The following is a 16,428-nucleotide window of genomic DNA, read 5'->3' on the forward strand; positions in this document are numbered from 1 at the left end:
GAAATTCAGACGCCGCTGAACGGGACTTCGGTGCAGGCCGAACGGAGCATCGCCAGAGTGGTGGAACATCGACGAAGTTGACGTCACCCCAAAAAAAATCCAAAAACCAAAGGAACCGAATTCTCCCAACGGGCCACCCATCGACACCAAGCACTTTCGCTGGTGATGACCCAGGAGTATTCGACATGCCAGGTATCAACCCAATCTCGATGGCCGGTAACTTCGCCAACAGCCTGATCAGCGGCGGTGGCCAGGCCGCCCAGCAAGCGGCCAGCGCCGTCACCAACTTCAAACAGGAAAGCAGCATCACCGACTCCGCCGGCCCTTCCAAGGCAGAGGCGGCCCAAAGCGCGGCCACCGAAAAAGCCGACGCCAGCCAGGCTCGCCTGATCGCCATGCAGACCGACGCCGACATCCGCAAACAGACCAACGACGTGCTCAGCGCCATCCGCTCCGGTAAAGAAGACAGCGCCAACAAAGCGATCAGTGCCGAGGCCCAGAACGCCAAAGGCATCAGCTACTGATCCCTCAGAGCGCCCCCTGAAAAAGGGGGCATCCACCTGAAGTTGGAGGTTTCATGCTTAGTCTCAATGCCAGTATCAACCCCCTGCAGAACGCCCACATCGGCACCGTGGTGTCTACCGGCGGGATCGGCGGGCAACAAGGCCCGCAGCAATCGCTCAAGGACGTCATCAGCCAGCTCGCTCAGGCCCTGACCAAAGACGGTCACCTGGATCAGGACTCGCCGCTGGGCAAGATGGTCGGCGACCAGATGAAAAAGATGAACCCCCTGGCCGCGCTGGGCGGTGGGTCGCCCGAGATGGTCAAGGCCGCGCTTGGCGAGGTGATCAAGGACAAGCTGGGCGATAACTTTGGCGCTGCGGCGGATTTCGGTTTGAGCGGCGGCGCAGGCAAGCCGGATCTGATGTCCCAGGTGCTCAATGGGCTGGGTAAAGCTTCGTTGGATGACCTTCTGGGCAAGCAGGGTGATGGAACGAAGTTTTCCTCCGATGACATGCCGCTGCTGGACAAGGTCGCGCAGTTCATGGACCAGAACCCGAGCAAGTTCCCGGCGCCGGATTCAGGCTCCTGGAAAAACGAGCTCAAGGAAGACAATTACCTGGACAAGAGCGAGACCGGCGCCTTCCGTGCGGCGCTGGACATGCTCGGCGGCCAGTTGGAGCAACAGCAGAACGGCCTGAGCGATGGCGGCGGCCAATTGGGCAACAATCAACTGGGTAACAGCCTCGCCACTGACCCAAGCGGTGGTCAGAGCGGGCTCAGCGGCAACCCGACCCAAGACTTGGGCCAATTGCTCAGCGGCCTGTTGCAGCAGGGCCTGAACGCCAACGCCGGCAATGGCAACAACCTCGGCGGCGGGCTGGGCACGCCCGCAAACGACGCCTTCCAGTCGGGCAATTCGGGTCACAGCGTGACGCAGGACCTGGGCCAGCTGCTCGGTGGCCTGATCGAGAAAGGCCTTGAAGCCAGCCAGAACGGCGGCGGTAACGGCAACGGCGTCGGCGGGCAGAATCAGCTGTTCGCCCAGCACGATCTGCAAAACAGCCTGGGCCAGGCCGCCAACGCCATCGTCTCGGCCTTGCTGGGTGCGGACAAAAACGTCGCCTGATCTGTCCCTCGTTTCGACACCGTCTGCCGGAGAGCCCCTGTGACCGTTTCCAATATCAATCAACTCAAATCGTCAACCCCCGATCTTGAGCCACACCTTGATCAGGGACTGGTCAGCGGGCCTTCGCAGGCGGATGTCGACCTGTTCAATGCGGCAATGCGCCCCGACGCGGCATTGCAGCCGAGCCACTTGTCCGAGCAGATCGCCAGTGCCCTGTCCGAGCGGCTGGGCAGCATGGACAAGTTTTCCCAGCAGGCGGTGCGCAAGATGAAAAAAGCGTCCACCACCGACGACCCCCTGGAGATCGCCCAGATGAGCCGATCCCTGTCCCAGTATTCGCTGCAAATGGCGTTGACCACCAAGGTCGTCAACAAGAGCGCCCAGGCGTTCGACAAGCTGACCAACCTGCAATAGAGGCGCGCCGTGAAGTATCTGACCGCAGGACTGATGTGCCTGATGCTGCTGCTCAGCGGCTGCAGCGACGAGACCGATCTGTTCAGCGGTCTGTCCGAGCAGGACTCCAACGACGTGATCGCAAGCCTGGCCGATCAGCACATCGATGCGCGCAAACGCACCGAAAAGACGGGCGTGGTCGTCACCGTCGCCAGCGCCGACATCAACCGCGCCGTGCGGGTGCTGGATGCAGCGGGGTTGCCCCGTCATTCGCGCACCAGCCTGGGTGAAATTTTCAAGAAAGAGGGCGTGATTTCCACGCCGCTGGAGGAGCGCGCTCGCTACATCTACGCGCTGTCCCAGGAGCTTGAGGCCACGCTGTCGCAGATCGATGGCGTGATCGTTGCGCGGGTGCATGTGGTGCTGCCGGAACGCGTCGCGCCGGGGGAACCGGTGCAGCCGGCGTCGGCAGCGGTGTTCATCAAGCACACGGCCGCGCTGGACCCGGACAGCGTGCGCGGGCGAATTCAGCAGATGGTCGCCAGCAGCATTCCGGGGATGTCCGGCGAGCCGCTGGATTCAAAGAAGTTCGCCATCGTCTTCGTGCCCGCCGCCGAGTTTCAGGACAGCGAACGGCTGGTGCATTTCGGCCCGTTTCTGGTGGACAGCGAGCACCTGGATTTCTGGAGAAGCATGGTCTGGGCAGCGCCGTTCGCAGCGATAGTGCTGGTCTTGTTGCTGGTGCTGATCCTGCGCGCGGACTGGCGCAACACACTGTTGCAGCGCATCGGCCTGCGTCGCGCCGAGGGTTTCAACCTGCCGGTGCGTGCGTGATGCAAGGCGCTGACGAACGCTGGATTCAGTGGTGGTGTGCGCCCTGGCAATGGGCGCATCCGGGCTGGGTCGAGCCATTCGTTGGAAGGCTCGGTGTACCTGTTCAGGCCGCCGAACCCTTGTTGCGAGGGCGACACAGCGCGTTTTTGCACAGTGTCGGCGTCACGCCGAGCCAGCCGCCAGCGCCGGCGGCGTGGGTTCAGTGGTTGATGCTCAATGCGGAGCAGCAAGAGCAGACGCTCGTCCTTGCAGCCAGTATCTGCTTCGGGCGCGTCGAACACAGCGATGCGACAGCTGCCCATGAGAACTGGTGCCGTGCCGTGGCCAAGGCGTTGCGACCCGGTGCATGGCTCGCCCCGGGCTTGGCTGACCCGCGTCTGTTGTTGGCGGCCTGGGCAGGGGAACACTGTTGGTCTCGCCTGCGCCTGAGTTGGGCGCCGGGCACGCCGCCGCCGTCCTTCATGCCGTTGCCCGGGAACAAGCTGCAAACCCTCTGGCAGTCGGTGCTCTGGCGCGTAACTACCGTTTGAACCCTCCGTGAAAGGACACTGACATGCTCGCCAAACGCAGCCTCAACCTGGCGTCTTCCGCGGTGCTGGCCGAAACCCTCCTGCGCCGCGAAGACATCGCCGACATGCAGCTTGCTTCTGATGTGCTGCGCAACGCTCGGCGTGAGGCCGAGCATATCCTCGATGAGGCCCATCAACAGGCGCAGCGCGAAAAGGAGCACGCCCTGGCGCAGTTCTGGCACGCCGCCAACCAGACGCTGGACCGCCTCGAACAGCAACGCCAAACCTTGCAGCGTGAAGCGATGAACGCCGTGGAAGCGCTGCTCAACAGCACCCTCGCGCGCCTGCTCGACGAAACCACCCTGGCCGAACGCACCCGCGCTCTGGTGCGTAATCTGGCTGACAGTCAGCGCTTCGAGGCCGTGGCGATCCTCAGCGCCCATCCCGACCTGCTCGATGACCTGAAGCAGTGGCTGGTCGCGAGCCGGTTCGCCGAGCACTGGCAGCTCAAGGGAGACCCGCTCATGGCGCCCCAAACCCTGCGTCTTTCCGATGACAACGGCGCGTTCGACATCGACTGGTCAGCGCTGCGCCGGGGCCTGTTGGGCCCTGACGCCACATGTTAGTAGCCGCGTTCCTCCACAGTTGAATCCGCGTCTGGCCTTGCACTTCGGCGCGACTGGGGGTTTTTGTGGGAGCGAATTCGTTCGCGATTGGCCCGTACACCCGACACATGACTGTCTGCAGTAACACCGCATCGCGAATAAATTCGCTCCCACAGCTGAATCCGGATCTGGCCTTGCGCTTCGGCGCGACTGGGGGTTTCTGTGGGAGCGAATTCATTCGCGATTGGTCGGTACATTCGACCCATTTCTGTCGCCTGTACCAAAGTCTCGCGAATAAATTCGCTCCTACAGTTGAATTCGCGTCTGGCCTTGCGCTTCGGCGCGACTGGGGGTTTCTGTGGGAGCGAATTCATTCGCGATTGGTCGGTACTTTCGACCCATTCCTGTCGCCTGTACCAAAGTCTCGCGAATAAATTCGCTCCCACAGGGTGATTCATTTTTGCGACTCGACAGGGAACCAGAACCGCCGCGACTTCCACTCACGGACTGAACCCTAACGCTGGAGTCGCCCCCATGATCAGTTTCAAATCCCTGCAAAACCACCTCGATCACGCCTACAGCCGCGCCCAGAGCGACATGGAAGATGCCGCCGAAACTGCCTCGGACAGCGGCACCATGGAAGACCTGCAGGCGTTCAACGATGCGTCGCAACAGACCAACGTCGCCAACATGATCCTCAATGAAGGGCTGCGCGCCAAACACGGCATCACCAAAGCGATCATCGATGGAATTCAGTGAATTCACGGCGATCCTCGCTCAGTGGTGTGAGCAGCGTCCGCTCACACCGCTGGACTGCTGGATCGACGATGCCAATGCCCGTCTGGCCGTGCTCGGGCAGGGCGTGCGCATCAGCCTCGACCTGCTCGACCCTTATGACGGCAGCGACCCGCAACGCCTCGACAGGTTGCTCGCCCAGGGTGGCGCCAGTGTGGCCTGCGATTGCGCAGGGGCCCTGGCGATCGACCCGGACACCCGCTGCGTCGTGCTGCTCAGCTGGCTGCCCGACCCCTGCACTCAGGCCGACGTGCTCAACCGCCTCGAACAGCTGGCCAACCAGCGCGCGGCCATGCTCAGCCTGATGCAAACCTCCATGCGCCACGCCACGGCCCCGTCGTCGCCTCGCGCAACCCTCAATACCTGGCAACCGGGAGTGTGAAATGCGCAAGGCCTTAATGTGGTTGCCTTTGCTGATGATCGGGATCGCAGCGCCCACGCTGGCGGCGGTACCCGATGCCTGGAAACACACGGCGTACGCCTACGATGCACGGCAAACCGACCTGGCCACCGCGCTCAAGGATTTCGCCAAAGAGTTCGGCATCGGCCTGGACATGGCGCCGATTACGGGCACCCTCGACGGCCGCATCCGCGCGCAGAACCCGCAGGAATTCCTCGACCGTCTGGGCCAGGAACACCACTTCCAGTGGTTCGTCTACAACGAAACCCTGTACGTTAGCCCGACCAGCGAGCAAACCTCGGCGCGCATCGAAGTCTCCCCGGAAGCGGTGGATGACCTGCAACAGGCGCTCTCAGATGTCGGGTTGCTGGACAAGCGCTTCGGCTGGGGCGCCTTGCCCGACGAAGGTGTGGTGCTGGTGCGTGGCCCGGCCAAGTACGTGGATTTCGTGCGCAATTACAGCAAGAAGGTCGAGGCCCCGGAAAAAGCCGAGAAGCAGGACATCGTGGTCCTGCCGCTGAAATACGCCAACGCTGCCGACCGCACCATTCGCTATCGTGATCAGCAACTGACCGTGGCCGGTGTCGCCAGCATTCTGCAGGAGCTGCTGGAAAGCCGCTCCCGCGGCGAGTCGATCAATGGCGTGAACCTGTTGCAGGGGCAGGGCAGCAGTGCTCGGTCCGGCAGCAATTCCTCAGGCCTGAATTATGGCGGCCTTGAGGGCGGCGGTTTCGACACCAACGCCCTGGAGCAAGGTCTGGACCGCGTGCTCGGCTCCGGCGGCAAGCGCGGCATTGGCTCTTCCAGTGCGTCGGGCCGCTCGAAAATTCGCGTCAGTGCTGACGTGCGCAACAACTCGGTGCTGATTTACGACCTGCCCAAGCGCAAGGCCATGTACCAGAAGCTGGTGAAAGAACTCGACACCCCACGCAACCTGATCGAGATCGACGCGGTGATTCTCGACATCGACCGCAACGAACTGGCCGAGCTGTCCAGTCGCTGGAATTTCAACGCCGGCAGCGTCAGTGGCGGCGCCAATCTGTTCTCCCAGGGCACCAGCTCCACGCTGTTCATCCAGGACGCCGGGAAGTTCGCCGCCGACCTGCATGCCCTGGAAGGCAATGGCGCAGCGTCGGTGATCGGTAACCCGTCGATCCTGACCCTGGAAAACCAGCCGGCGGTGATCGACTTCAGCCGCACGGAATTCCTCACCGCCACCTCCGAGCGCGTCGCCGACATTCAGCCGATCACGGCGGGGACCAGCCTGCAGGTGATTCCGCGTTCCCTGGAGAAGGGCAAGACTTCCCAGGTGCAGCTGATCGTCGATATCGAGGACGGCCAGATCGATACCTCCAACATCAACGAGGACCAGCCTGCCGTGCGCAAAGGCAATGTCAGCACCCAGGCGGTGATCGCCGAGCATGGCTCGCTGGTGATCGGCGGTTTCCACGGTTTGGAGACCAATGACAAGGTCAACAAGATCCCGCTGCTGGGGGACATTCCGGTGATCGGCAAGCTGCTGTTCCAGAATCGCACCCGCGAGATGAATCAGCGTGAGCGGCTGTTCATCCTGACTCCGCGTTTGATTGGCGATCAGGTCAATCCGTCGCGTTACGTCGAGATCAGCAACCCTCACGACGTCGATGACCAGATGAAACGCATCGAGCAGCGTCGCGATGGCGGCGAGGAGCCGACCCGTGGCGACGTGCAGAACGCCTTCACGCAACTGCTCGATGGCGTCGCGCCGGTGGGCTTGAGCAGTGGCGAGAAGCTGCCCTTCGAGCCCGACAGCCTCTGCGACCCGGGAGTGGGACTTGAGCTGGATCGTCAGCGCTCGCAGTGGTTCGCGAAAAAGGACTGGGGCATCGCCGTGGTGGTCGCGCGCAACACCACTGGCAAACCGGTGCGCATCGACGAAAGCCGTTGCGGCGGGCGCTGGGTGATGGGCGTCAGCGCCTGGCCTCACGCCTGGTTGCAGCCGGGTGCCGAAAGCGAAATCTACATTGCCTTGCGTCAGCCTCAGGTCTCGACCAAAGCCAACCAGAATCGACCTTCATTGCTCAAGGGGTCCACGCGATGAACCTGCGCGGTTACGTCATCTTGCTTGTGCTGTTCGCCACGCTGGGCGGCTGCGCGATTCATTCCGGTTGCTCGGGCTACGCCTGCAAACGCCCGGATTCCAATGACCGCGAACTGGTGATCTGGTGGCCGCAGGACATGCGCCAGGGGATCGACGAGCGCGATCATGAACAGGATTTCACCGTAGTGCCACTGAAGGATTGAGCATGATTCGGGTATCGGAAAAAACGGCGTTCTACGCCCACGTCGCGGCCGAGCGCGCGGCGATCTGGCCAGTGGCAACCGGGGTCGCCTTTGTCAGCCGACGCGAACACCGTGACTGGGGCATCGCCCTGCACATCGAAGGCCGCGCCCTGCGCCCCGAGCAATTGCGCGATGCGCTGCAGCGCAGGTTTTCACAGGCAGAGGTGTTCGACGAGTACTTTCTGTTTCTCGACGTGCAGCGGGATTTCGTGGTGTGGCACGCGGTGCCTGGGGCTTCGGAGTCGTCCGCGAGCCTGGACAGCATTCGCCAGCATGAGTTGATGCTGGCGGGGCTGGATCACTTGAACAACGACCTGTAGCAGCACGGCGTGCCGGCGGTGGCGTCGGTGAGACAGTCGTCCAGACGCAAAATCCACTGTGTGCGAATTCATTCGCGAGAGGGCGTTGCGGGCGACACATTTCTATCGTCTGTCCCGGCCATCGCGAATGAATTCGCTCCCACAGGTGTTCATCGGCGGCGGTGTAACCTTGGATCAGGTCCTGAACCGACGCACCAGCCCGTCCAGTTCATTGGACAACGCCGCCAGGTGGCTGGAATCCCCCCGCGCCGAGTCCGCCAGCTCTGCAACCAATTGTGCGTCGCCGTGGATCTGGCTGATGTGGCGGTTGATGTCCTCGGCCACCTGATGCTGCTGTTCGGCGGCTGTGGCGATCTGGGTGTTCATGTCGCGGATCACGTCCACCGACTCGCGAATCTGCCCGAAGCTGCTGCGGGCCTGACCGATCTTCGCCACCGATTGCTGCGACACATCGAGGCTGGCGTGCATCTGCTGCGCGACCGAGGCCGTGCGTTTGGCCAGGTTGCCCAGCAGCGAATCGATCTCGGCGGTTGAATCTGCGGTACGTTTGGCCAGCGCCCGGACTTCATCGGCCACCACAGCAAAACCGCGGCCTTGCTCACCGGCACGGGCCGCTTCGATGGCGGCGTTGAGGGCCAGCAGGTTGGTCTGTTCGGCGATGGAACGGATCGTGTCGAGGATCGACTGGATGTCGTTGCTGTCTTTTTCCAACTGGGTCATGTCCTTGGCTGAGCGGGAGATCTCCGCGCTCAGTTGATCGACACTGTGCACCGCATCGTCAATCTGGCGCTGACCTTCACGGGCCTGACGCTGGCCGCTGTCGGCCGACTCAGCCGCCTGGCTGCAGGAGCGGGCGACTTCGTTGGCGGTGGCGACCATCTCGTGGAACGCCGTGGAGACCATGTCCACCGCCTCACGCTGACGCCCGGCGGCTTCGGCCATGTCGTTGGAGACGCGGGTGGAGCTGGCGGAGCTGTCGAGAATGCGCGTCGCTGCCTGACTGATGTGCTGAATCAGGCCACGAATCGCTGCCAGGAACTGGTTGAACCAGTTGGCCAGTTGCGCGGTTTCATCCTTGCCGCGCACCGCCAGACTCTTGGTCAAGTCGCCTTCGCCCTGAGCAATGCCCTCCAGGCCATCGGCTACGCCACGGATCGGCCGCACGATCAGCGTGGCGAAGCTGGCGCCGATGATGGCGAACACCACGGCCAGTACCGCTGCGATCACTGCAATCAGCCAGGTCAGGCGGGTGGCCGAACTCATCACCTCGTCCTGTTTGATCAGGCCGATGAAGCTCCAGCCCAGTTGGTCGGACGGGAACACGTTGGCCATCAAATGCTCGCCATTGATATCGACCTTGATCAGCCCAGGCCCTGCCTTGGCCAGTTGGCTGAAACCCTCGCCCAGCTCGCCGAGCTTCTTGAAGTTGTGTTCCGGCTGCTTGGGATCGACCAGTACCGTGCCGTTGTTTTCGATGAGCATCAGGTAACCGCTTTCGCCCAGCTTGATCTGCTTGACGATGGTGGTCAGCTGCTTGAGGGATACGTCGATGTTGACCACGCCGCCGGCGTTGCCCAGCGCGTTATTGACTGCGCGCACGGTACTCACCAGCACCGCGTCGTCACCGGCCCAGTAATAGGCTTCGGTGCGCAGGGTCTTGCCGGGGTTGGCCTGGGCGGTCTTGTACCAGGGGCGCTGGCGTGGGTCGTAACTCGCCATTTTCGGGTCGCCCGGCCAGAACGCGTAGGTACCGTTGGCCAGGCCGTAGGACACATAGGAGTAGGCCGGATGGCTCTTGGCGATGCTGGCGAAGAAGTCGAACAGTTGGTTGTCGAGAGCGGAGTGCGGAATTTCCGGGGCCTGGGCGGTCATGTAGCTCTTCACGCCTTCGCCGGTGCCGGTGACCAGCGGGTGCGCTGCCAGGTAGTCGACGTTCTGGCTGATGCCCTCGAAGAACAGCTGCATGGCATTGGCGACCTGGCGAATCTCCCGGCCGCTGCTGTCGACGAAGTCGCTTTCGGCGTCCTGACGAAGATTGATAATGACCAGCGTTGCCACGAGGATGATCGGCAGACACGCGATCACCGCAAAGGCCCAGGTGAGTTTCTGTTTGATGTTCATCGGCGCTCCTGATTTTTTTTGTAGATCACGCGTGAAACAGGTGCTGCACGCAGGCAGCGGATCGATCAGGACCGTGCGATGGGAAAGGCAAGTCCGTCTGATGGTATGCCACTATCGGCAGCTGGATGGATTTCTTGAGAAAGCCCGAAGGCGCTTAAATGATTCACCTGCACACGGCGTGAACGACGCAGATATCGGCCCTGACAAAAATACCTGTAGGAGCAGTCGGAGGTTACGACGGCCGCGAAAGCGGTGGAGCTACTGGCGATGGAGTGTCAGGTATGTCGCCATCGCCACCATCGTAACCTCCTGAAGCTACTACAGGTTTCGCGTCGTTGGGGAGTCAGCGTCCTGATCAGGCTGTGCGCAACCGCAGAATGCGCGCGCCATCGAACGGGTCTGTCAGCCAATGCCCCTGGACGCCGAAGGTGAGGCGCAAGCGCTCCGGCGTGAGCACATCGAACGGCGATCCCAGGGCCACCAGCCGGCCGTGGTCCATCACTGCCAGACGATCACAGGCCAGTGCCTGATTGAGGTCGTGCAGGGCGATCACCGTGGTCACCGGCAACTGATGCACCAGCGACAGAATGGACAGCTGCTGCTGAATGTCCAGATGGTTGGTCGGCTCGTCCAGCAGCAGGATTTGCGGGCGCTGGGCCAGGGCCCGGGCAATGTGGGCGCGCTGGCGTTCGCCGCCGGACAACGTGTGCCAGGCGCGCTGCCTCAGGTGCTGCAGGCTGACATCGGCAATCGCCTGGCTGACGATGCGCTGGTCTTCATCGCTCCACGGCGCCAGGACAGAGAGCCAAGGAGTACGGCCCAGTTCCACCGCCTGCAACAGGCTGATGGCGTCGCTGGTTTCGGCGTGCTGCTCGACCACGGCAAGGCGCCGGGCGATGTCGCGACGGCGGATCCTCGACAGGCGCTCACCCTGCACAAACACCTCACCCGACGTCGGCGCCTGAATGCCAGCCAGCAGCTTGAGCAGCGTCGATTTGCCCGAGCCATTGGGCCCGACGATGCCCAGGTTTTCCCCCGGCCGAATCGCCAGCGACACGTCCGTCAGCAGCTGCGCGCCTTTGACGCTGTAGCTCAGGTTTTGCCCGCTAAGCACGTGAGTCGCCTGATCGACAGAAGCGTTCATCGCGTACGGTTCCCCCGCACCAGAATCAGGGCAAACACTGGCGCGCCGACCAGCGCGGTGATGACGCCAATGGGCAGGACCTGGCCCTTGATCAAAATGCGCGACAGGATATCGGCGGCGATCATGAACAGCGCGCCGCTCAATGCACTCAACGGCAACAGGCGCGCATGTCTTACCCCGGCGACCATGCGCACGGCGTGGGGAATGACCAGCCCGACGAAGCCGATGGAGCCGACAATCGACACCATCACTGCCGTGACCAGCGCTGCGGTGGCGATCAGTATCGTCTGCACCCGCCGCACCGGAATGCCCAGCGAGGCGGCGGAATCGGCGCCAAAGGTGAAGGCGTCCAGCGAACGTCGATGCCACAGACAGATGCCCAGCCCGATCAGTACCACCGGCACCGACAGCGTCACCGACGACCAACGCACGCCACTCAGGTTGCCCAGCAGCCAGAACATGATGCCGCGTGCCTGTTCGGCGCTGGCGGATTTGGTGATGAGAAACGACGTCAGCGCGTTGAACAGTTGCGAACCGGCGATGCCCGCCAGAATGATGTGGCCTGCCGCGGCCTGGCTACTCGACGAGCGAGACGAACGGGCGAGCAGGGCGACCATGGCAAAGGCGGCAAGGGCGCCGACGAACGCCCCGGTCGACAGGGAAATCGCCCCGGCGCCCAGGCCAATGATCGCCACCAGCACAGCTCCTGTGGAAGCCCCGGCGGAAATCCCCAGCAAGTACGGATCGGCCAGAGCGTTGCGCAGCAGTGATTGCAGCACCACCCCGGAAATCGCCAGCCCCGCGCCACAGGCCGCGGCGACGATGGAGCGGGTCAGGCGGTAATTCCAGACGATGCCTTCATCGATCGGGTCGACCGCAAACCCCGCCGCCCACAGCTTGTTGGCCAGCACCTGGAAGATCACCGGCAGGCTGATCGATGTCTCGCCAATCGCCACCCCCGCGACAGTCGCCAGCAGCAACAGCGCGCTGACCCACAGTGTGTGGCCCAGCAGGCGGGGGACGTTCAGGGCATTCATTGTGTGTGGGTGGCCTTGGCCAGCTGCTCGATGCCGTCGAACAGGCGAACGCTGGACTCCATGGCGCTGGCGTCCATGATCACGATGCGGTTGTTTTTCACGGCGTCCATGTTGCGGGTGACCGGGTCGGATTTGAGGAAGGCCAGTTTCTTCTCATGATCGTCGGCAGGGAAGCGGCGGCGGTCCATGCGCGCGATGACCAGGATCGTCGGGTTGGCCTTGGCGATGGTTTCCCAGCCCACGGTTGGCCACTCTTCGTCCGAATCGATGATGTTTCGAATGCCCAGGGTGTCGAGCATGAAATTCGGTATGCCTTTGCGGCCTGCGACGTAGGGGTCGGTGTTGATGTCGGGGCTGGAGAACCAGAACGCCGCCGAAACCTTGCCCGCGTCGTGCTGTTGCGCCTGCTCGACAGCCTGAGCGAGACGCGCCTTGTAGCCGTCGATCAACCACTGACCACGGTCCTGCACATCGAAGATCTGCGACAGTTGCGCGATGCTCTTGTACAGCGTGTCGACGCGAAAGGCCTCAAGCCGCGTGCCATCGGCGCCGACCAGGTTGTTCTTGTTCTCGCAGTCCGAAGGCAGGATGTAGGCCGGGATCTTCAGGTCCTGAAACTGTTGGCGGGTGCCCACCGCGCCTTGCGGGCCGACCATCCACTCGAACTGCACCGGCACGAAGTCCGGGCGTTTGCCGATCACCGATTCAAAGCTTGGGGCGTTCTCGGCCAGCCGCTCGATTTTCGCGTTGGCGGCCTTGAATTGCGGCAGGGTTTCGTTGAACCACAAGGAGGTGCCGATCACCTGATCACTCAGGCCCAGGGCGTAGAGCATTTCGGTGGCGGCCTGGCCGATGGTCACGGTCTTGTGCGGCGCCTGGGTGAAGGTCAGCGGCACGCCACAGTTGTCGATCGTCAGCGGGTAGTGAGTCGGGGCGGCGACAGCGGCGGGGGACATGAGTGCCGCACCTGACAGGCTCAGACCGGCGAACATCGGGGCAAGGCGGCGCAACGACATCGGGTTTCTCCAGTGGACCGATAGGTCGGCGCGGGCACTGGAAAGCACATCCCGGATGCACGCCTGACGAAAAGGCAAGCAGCGATCACGCTGAACAGGTGAGCACGGGAGCCCTCCCCCGGACACCCCGCCGGTGAATGATTGACGCTTGCCGGCAGGTCTCCTGACTGGCGCGTCGTCGCCGTGCTTCGGCCTTCCCGGGGTAACCCAGTGGCGAACGGGAAGCAGGGCTCAGCGCCTACAGTTGCGGGGACAGTTCCGTTTGAGCCCAGAGAGTCGGGCTCGCGGATTCCCTATTAATTCCGAGTGGAAACCGGCGGCGGGGATACTAAACGATTTGAACAGAGCGGGCGAATTCGCGTTCGATTCCGCGCGGAGGGCATGGGGGCTCAACGTGCTAATGCCGCTGCGCTTTTGCCGAAGGCGTAGGAGCTTGGCTTGCCAGCGATCTGGCGCGCAGCGGCAGCAAAACCCGACGCTGCGGTGTGCCAGGCAGCCTTCATCGACAGGTTTAACGACTGCTGCGCAGCCGATCGCCGACAAGTCAGGCTCCTACGCCCTCCGGGCAGAATCAGTCTTCGGTGCGCTCCGGATTCACAGGCTGAACGGCCAGCCAAGCACCTTCTTCGGACGCGGTGTCGCGTAGGTGCGCACTTTGGACGTCTTCAACCCCAGCCGCACCAGCGATTCCGCCAATGCCACCGCTGCGGTCACGCCATCGACCACCGGCACGCCGGCGCGGTCACGAATCAGTTGATCCAGCCCGGCCATGCCGCCGCAACCCAGGCAGATCACCTCAGCCTTGTCATGCTTGACCGCTTCAACCGCTTGGTCGGCAATAGCCTCCAGCGCGCGATCAGGCATTTCTTCCAGCTCCAGCACGCTCATGCCGCTGGCGCGCACCGAGGCGCAACGTTCGAACACGCCCGCGAGTTTCAGGCGGTCTTCGATCAAGGGCACAGCACGATCCAGAGTGGTCACCACGGAGTACTTGTGGCCCAGCAGCATCGCCAAGCTGGCAGCGGCTTCAGTGATGTCCACCACCGGCACTTCCAGCAACTCCTGCAGGCCTTCGCGGCCGTGTTCGCCATAGCCGGCCTGAATCACTGCGTCGTAGGGCTGATCGTAGGACAGCACCCGATCCATCACGGCAATCGCCGCCAGATAGCTCTCGAAATTGCCTTCCACCGACTCGGCGCCGAAACGCGGGGTCAGCCCGATGATCTCGGTGCCGGGGGAGGCGACGCTGCGCGCCTGCTCGGCGATGGTCTGGGTCATCGATTGGGTGGTGTTCACGTTGACGATCAAAATACGCATGGGTGACGGTCTCTCGCTTGCGATCAGTGCTGAACGGTTTGCACGGCAATGGCCTCGCCACTGACGTCCTTGAAGGTTTTACGACGGTCGGCCAGCAGCAGGTACAACGCTGCGCCAATGGCCGCGCCCATCAGCCAGGAAAACGGCGATACCGAGTCGAAGGCCGGCACCAGCGCCGTGATGATGGAAATCAGCGCCGCCGGGATGAACGCCCCGACCGCCCGCAGGTTGACCCCGCGCGAATAGTGATACGGGCCGCGCGGGTCTTCGCTGTACAGCTGCGGCACATCGACCCGGCCCTTGCGCAGCAACCAGTAATCGGCGGTGATCACGCCGTACAGCGGGCCGAGCAGGGCGCCCAGACCCGACAGAAAATACACGATCACCACCGGGCTGTTGTACAGATTCCACGGCAGGATCAGGACCGCGACGGTCGCACTGAGCATCCCTGCACGACGGAAAGTCAGGTAGCGCGGCGCCAGGCTGCTGAGCACGAAGGCCGGGGCGACGAAGTTGGCCATGATGTTCACCGCCACGGTGACGATCAGAAAGGCCAGGCAGCCCAGTACCAGGAAGAAGGTGTTGGGGATGGTCTTGATGATGTCGGTGGGGCTCTGGATGATCTGGCCGTTGATCGAGAACTGCGCGCCGCAAATGATCACGGTGATGAAAGCGAACAGCAGCACATTGACCGGCAGACCCCAGAAATTGCCCTTGCGGATGGTTTTCTTGCACGGGGCGGAGCGAGAGAAATCGCAGAAATTGAGGATCAATGTGCCGTAGATCGCCAGCCACAGGGTACTGCCGGCAAAGATGCTGCGCCACATTTGCACGCCTTCGAGCGGGGTTTTGTTCGACCAGGCAATCTGCCCGTGGGCCTGGGTGAACATCCACACCGCCAGGCTCGCCACGGTCAGCAGGATCACCGGGCCTGCGAAGGCTTCGTAGCGGCGCACCATCTCCATGCCGTAGGCGAGGATCACGAACTGCACCAGCCAGATGCTGACGAAACACAGCCAGCCCAGGCTCGACAGGCCCAGCCAGGTGTCATGGTCATAGTTGTCCAGCGCGGGGTCCAGGGCGGTGAGCAATACCCGCAGCACCACCGAAGCCAGGTAGGTCTGGATGCCGAACCAGGCGATGGCGATCACTGCGCGAATCAACGCCGGGATCTGTGCGCCGAAAATGCCGAAACTCACCCGACTGATCACCGGAAACGGCACGCCAGTCTTCTGGCCCATGTCGCCGGTGAGGTTCATGCATACGTAGACCAGCGCAGCGCCGATGGCCAGCGACAGCATGATTTGCCAGCCGCCCAGGCCCAAGGCATAGAGGCCAATGGCAAAGGAATAGTTGGCAAGATTGTGTACATCATTCGTCCACAGGGCAAAGATACTGTATCCACCCCAGGTTCGGCCTTGCGCTTTGCTGGGGGCGAGGTCAGTGTTGTAGAGGCGAGGACTGAGCGCCGGGTGTTCGGCAGTCGAGGCGCGGGCGGCAAGGGCTGGATCGAGGGTGTTGTCAACGGGCATGTTCAACAATCTCCGGCGCTATTTGTATTTGTTTTTGTATACAGTGCGCAGGCAAGACTAACGGAAATGACAGTTGAGTCAACGCGAAGATTACAGATGGGGGGGATTTAGCACCCTGGCTCATCAGATAGCAGGTGCAGAACACAGGCCCTGTGGTCGCTAATTTATTTTGCGCGGCATTCCGATGATGCGTTGAGTCGGCCAAAAAACATGTGCTGGATGCACCGGCCAATCGCGAATGAATTCGCTCCCACAGAGGGTTCAGCGTCTGCCTCCAATGCAGGCGGCGCCACGGAACCCTGGAGCGAATTCATTCGCGAAAAATCGCGTAGACGCCGAATTTCGTCTGTCAGTCTCCCACAGAGGGTTCAGCGTCTGCCTCCAATGCAGGCGGCGCCACGGAACCCTGTAGGAGCGAATTCATTCGCGAAAAATCGCGTAGACGCCGAATTT

General features: G+C 62.5%; 17 protein-coding genes, 1 pseudogene and 1 riboswitch. Of the genes and pseudogenes, 11 read left to right on the forward strand and 7 right to left on the reverse strand.

Annotation, left to right across the window (positions count from 1 at the left end; translation table 11 throughout):
• Positions 1-185 precede the first annotated feature (185 nt).
• The 11 genes from AC07V9_RS03130 to AC07V9_RS03180 all read left to right on the forward strand — a co-directional run bounded on the left by AC07V9_RS03130 (position 186) and on the right by AC07V9_RS03180 (position 7,808).
• Entirely contained in the window at positions 186-524 is a 339-nt protein-coding gene (locus tag AC07V9_RS03130; RefSeq protein ID WP_495014237.1) for a type III secretion system major pilin HrpA, read from the forward strand.
• Positions 525-577: 53 nt separating this feature from the next.
• Entirely contained in the window at positions 578-1,630 is a 1,053-nt protein-coding gene (locus AC07V9_RS03135) for a type III secretion system effector HrpZ (RefSeq protein ID WP_495014238.1), read from the forward strand.
• Positions 1,631-1,669: 39 nt separating this feature from the next.
• Positions 1,670-2,044 (forward strand): type III secretion system inner rod subunit SctI, encoded by a 375-nt coding sequence (gene sctI / locus AC07V9_RS03140; RefSeq protein ID WP_495014239.1) that lies wholly within the window; start codon positions 1,670-1,672, stop codon positions 2,042-2,044.
• A gap of 9 nt (positions 2,045-2,053) precedes the next feature.
• A complete protein-coding gene (gene sctJ, locus AC07V9_RS03145; RefSeq protein ID WP_495014240.1) occupies positions 2,054-2,857 on the forward strand; it encodes a type III secretion system inner membrane ring lipoprotein SctJ in 804 nt (267 codons plus the stop codon).
• Entirely contained in the window at positions 2,857-3,387 is a 531-nt protein-coding gene (locus AC07V9_RS03150; RefSeq protein WP_495014241.1) for a type III secretion protein, read from the forward strand. Before sctJ ends, AC07V9_RS03150 begins: the two co-directional genes overlap by 1 nt.
• A gap of 23 nt (positions 3,388-3,410) precedes the next feature.
• Entirely contained in the window at positions 3,411-3,992 is a 582-nt protein-coding gene (gene sctL, locus AC07V9_RS03155) for a type III secretion system stator protein SctL (protein ID WP_495014242.1), read from the forward strand.
• Between the two features lie 513 nt (positions 3,993-4,505).
• Positions 4,506-4,730: a type III secretion protein gene (locus AC07V9_RS03160; protein WP_495014243.1), complete on the forward strand. Its 225-nt coding sequence runs from the start codon at positions 4,506-4,508 to the stop codon at positions 4,728-4,730.
• On the forward strand, positions 4,717-5,148 hold the full coding sequence (locus tag AC07V9_RS03165) for a type III secretion system chaperone (protein ID WP_495014244.1): 432 nt from the start codon (positions 4,717-4,719) through the stop codon (positions 5,146-5,148). The genes AC07V9_RS03160 and AC07V9_RS03165 overlap by 14 nt, the downstream gene beginning before the upstream one ends.
• Before the next feature lies 1 nt (position 5,149).
• Positions 5,150-7,246 (forward strand): type III secretion system outer membrane ring subunit SctC, encoded by a 2,097-nt coding sequence (gene sctC, locus AC07V9_RS03170; protein WP_495014245.1) that lies wholly within the window; start codon positions 5,150-5,152, stop codon positions 7,244-7,246.
• Complete coding sequence (gene hrpT, locus AC07V9_RS03175; protein ID WP_495014246.1) at positions 7,243-7,449, forward strand: HrpT family type III secretion system protein; 207 nt, start codon at positions 7,243-7,245, stop codon at positions 7,447-7,449. Before sctC ends, hrpT begins: the two co-directional genes overlap by 4 nt.
• A gap of 2 nt (positions 7,450-7,451) precedes the next feature.
• On the forward strand, positions 7,452-7,808 hold the full coding sequence (locus AC07V9_RS03180) for a type III secretion protein HrpV (RefSeq protein ID WP_495014247.1): 357 nt from the start codon (positions 7,452-7,454) through the stop codon (positions 7,806-7,808).
• Positions 7,809-7,982: 174 nt separating this feature from the next.
• On the opposite strand, the gene AC07V9_RS03185 is transcribed toward AC07V9_RS03180, so the two are convergent.
• From AC07V9_RS03185 to AC07V9_RS03215, 7 genes and pseudogenes are all read right to left on the reverse strand, one after another.
• Positions 7,983-8,750: a methyl-accepting chemotaxis protein gene (locus AC07V9_RS03185; RefSeq protein ID WP_495014567.1), complete on the reverse strand. Its 768-nt coding sequence runs from the start codon at positions 8,748-8,750 to the stop codon at positions 7,983-7,985.
• A 90-nt stretch (positions 8,751-8,840) separates the two neighbouring features.
• Positions 8,841-9,929, reverse strand: a pseudogene (locus AC07V9_RS03190) (HAMP domain-containing protein); the annotation flags it as partial.
• A 355-nt stretch (positions 9,930-10,284) separates the two neighbouring features.
• Positions 10,285-11,073, reverse strand: a complete 789-nt coding sequence (locus AC07V9_RS03195) for an ABC transporter ATP-binding protein (protein ID WP_495014248.1) — start codon at positions 11,071-11,073, stop codon at positions 10,285-10,287.
• A complete protein-coding gene (locus tag AC07V9_RS03200; protein ID WP_495014249.1) occupies positions 11,070-12,110 on the reverse strand; it encodes a FecCD family ABC transporter permease in 1,041 nt (346 codons plus the stop codon). Before AC07V9_RS03200 ends, AC07V9_RS03195 begins: the two co-directional genes overlap by 4 nt.
• Positions 12,107-13,126 (reverse strand): ABC transporter substrate-binding protein, encoded by a 1,020-nt coding sequence (locus AC07V9_RS03205; RefSeq protein WP_495014250.1) that lies wholly within the window; start codon positions 13,124-13,126, stop codon positions 12,107-12,109. The genes AC07V9_RS03200 and AC07V9_RS03205 overlap by 4 nt, the downstream gene beginning before the upstream one ends.
• Before the next feature lie 136 nt (positions 13,127-13,262).
• Positions 13,263-13,459, reverse strand: a riboswitch (cobalamin riboswitch).
• A gap of 261 nt (positions 13,460-13,720) precedes the next feature.
• Positions 13,721-14,443, reverse strand: a complete 723-nt coding sequence (locus AC07V9_RS03210; protein WP_495014251.1) for an aspartate/glutamate racemase family protein — start codon at positions 14,441-14,443, stop codon at positions 13,721-13,723.
• 23 nt (positions 14,444-14,466) lie between these two features.
• Entirely contained in the window at positions 14,467-15,975 is a 1,509-nt protein-coding gene (locus tag AC07V9_RS03215; protein ID WP_495014252.1) for an NCS1 family nucleobase:cation symporter-1, read from the reverse strand.
• Positions 15,976-16,428 lie beyond the last annotated feature (453 nt).

It is taken from the genome of Pseudomonas sp. GW821-FHT02A11 (genome assembly GCF_059421985.1).

What these genes read in the sequence shown, in the direction of transcription:
- AC07V9_RS03205 (WP_495014250.1), bottom strand. Translation starts at nt 13,126, where the DNA reads ATGTCGTTGCGCCGCCTTGCCCCGATGTTCGCCGGTCTGAGCCTGTCA.
- AC07V9_RS03130 (WP_495014237.1), top strand. Translation starts at nt 186, where the DNA reads ATGCCAGGTATCAACCCAATCTCGATGGCCGGTAACTTCGCCAACAGC.
- AC07V9_RS03215 (WP_495014252.1), bottom strand. Translation starts at nt 15,975, where the DNA reads ATGCCCGTTGACAACACCCTCGATCCAGCCCTTGCCGCCCGCGCCTCG.
- AC07V9_RS03180 (WP_495014247.1), top strand. Translation starts at nt 7,452, where the DNA reads ATGATTCGGGTATCGGAAAAAACGGCGTTCTACGCCCACGTCGCGGCC.
- sctC (WP_495014245.1), top strand. Translation starts at nt 5,150, where the DNA reads ATGCGCAAGGCCTTAATGTGGTTGCCTTTGCTGATGATCGGGATCGCA.
- sctL (WP_495014242.1), top strand. Translation starts at nt 3,411, where the DNA reads ATGCTCGCCAAACGCAGCCTCAACCTGGCGTCTTCCGCGGTGCTGGCC.
- AC07V9_RS03185 (WP_495014567.1), bottom strand. Translation starts at nt 8,750, where the DNA reads ATGGCCGAAGCCGCCGGGCGTCAGCGTGAGGCGGTGGACATGGTCTCC.
- AC07V9_RS03200 (WP_495014249.1), bottom strand. Translation starts at nt 12,110, where the DNA reads ATGAATGCCCTGAACGTCCCCCGCCTGCTGGGCCACACACTGTGGGTC.
- AC07V9_RS03160 (WP_495014243.1), top strand. Translation starts at nt 4,506, where the DNA reads ATGATCAGTTTCAAATCCCTGCAAAACCACCTCGATCACGCCTACAGC.
- AC07V9_RS03195 (WP_495014248.1), bottom strand. Translation starts at nt 11,073, where the DNA reads ATGAACGCTTCTGTCGATCAGGCGACTCACGTGCTTAGCGGGCAAAAC.
- AC07V9_RS03210 (WP_495014251.1), bottom strand. Translation starts at nt 14,443, where the DNA reads ATGCGTATTTTGATCGTCAACGTGAACACCACCCAATCGATGACCCAG.
- AC07V9_RS03165 (WP_495014244.1), top strand. Translation starts at nt 4,717, where the DNA reads ATGGAATTCAGTGAATTCACGGCGATCCTCGCTCAGTGGTGTGAGCAG.
- hrpT (WP_495014246.1), top strand. Translation starts at nt 7,243, where the DNA reads ATGAACCTGCGCGGTTACGTCATCTTGCTTGTGCTGTTCGCCACGCTG.
- AC07V9_RS03135 (WP_495014238.1), top strand. Translation starts at nt 578, where the DNA reads ATGCTTAGTCTCAATGCCAGTATCAACCCCCTGCAGAACGCCCACATC.
- AC07V9_RS03150 (WP_495014241.1), top strand. Translation starts at nt 2,857, where the DNA reads ATGCAAGGCGCTGACGAACGCTGGATTCAGTGGTGGTGTGCGCCCTGG.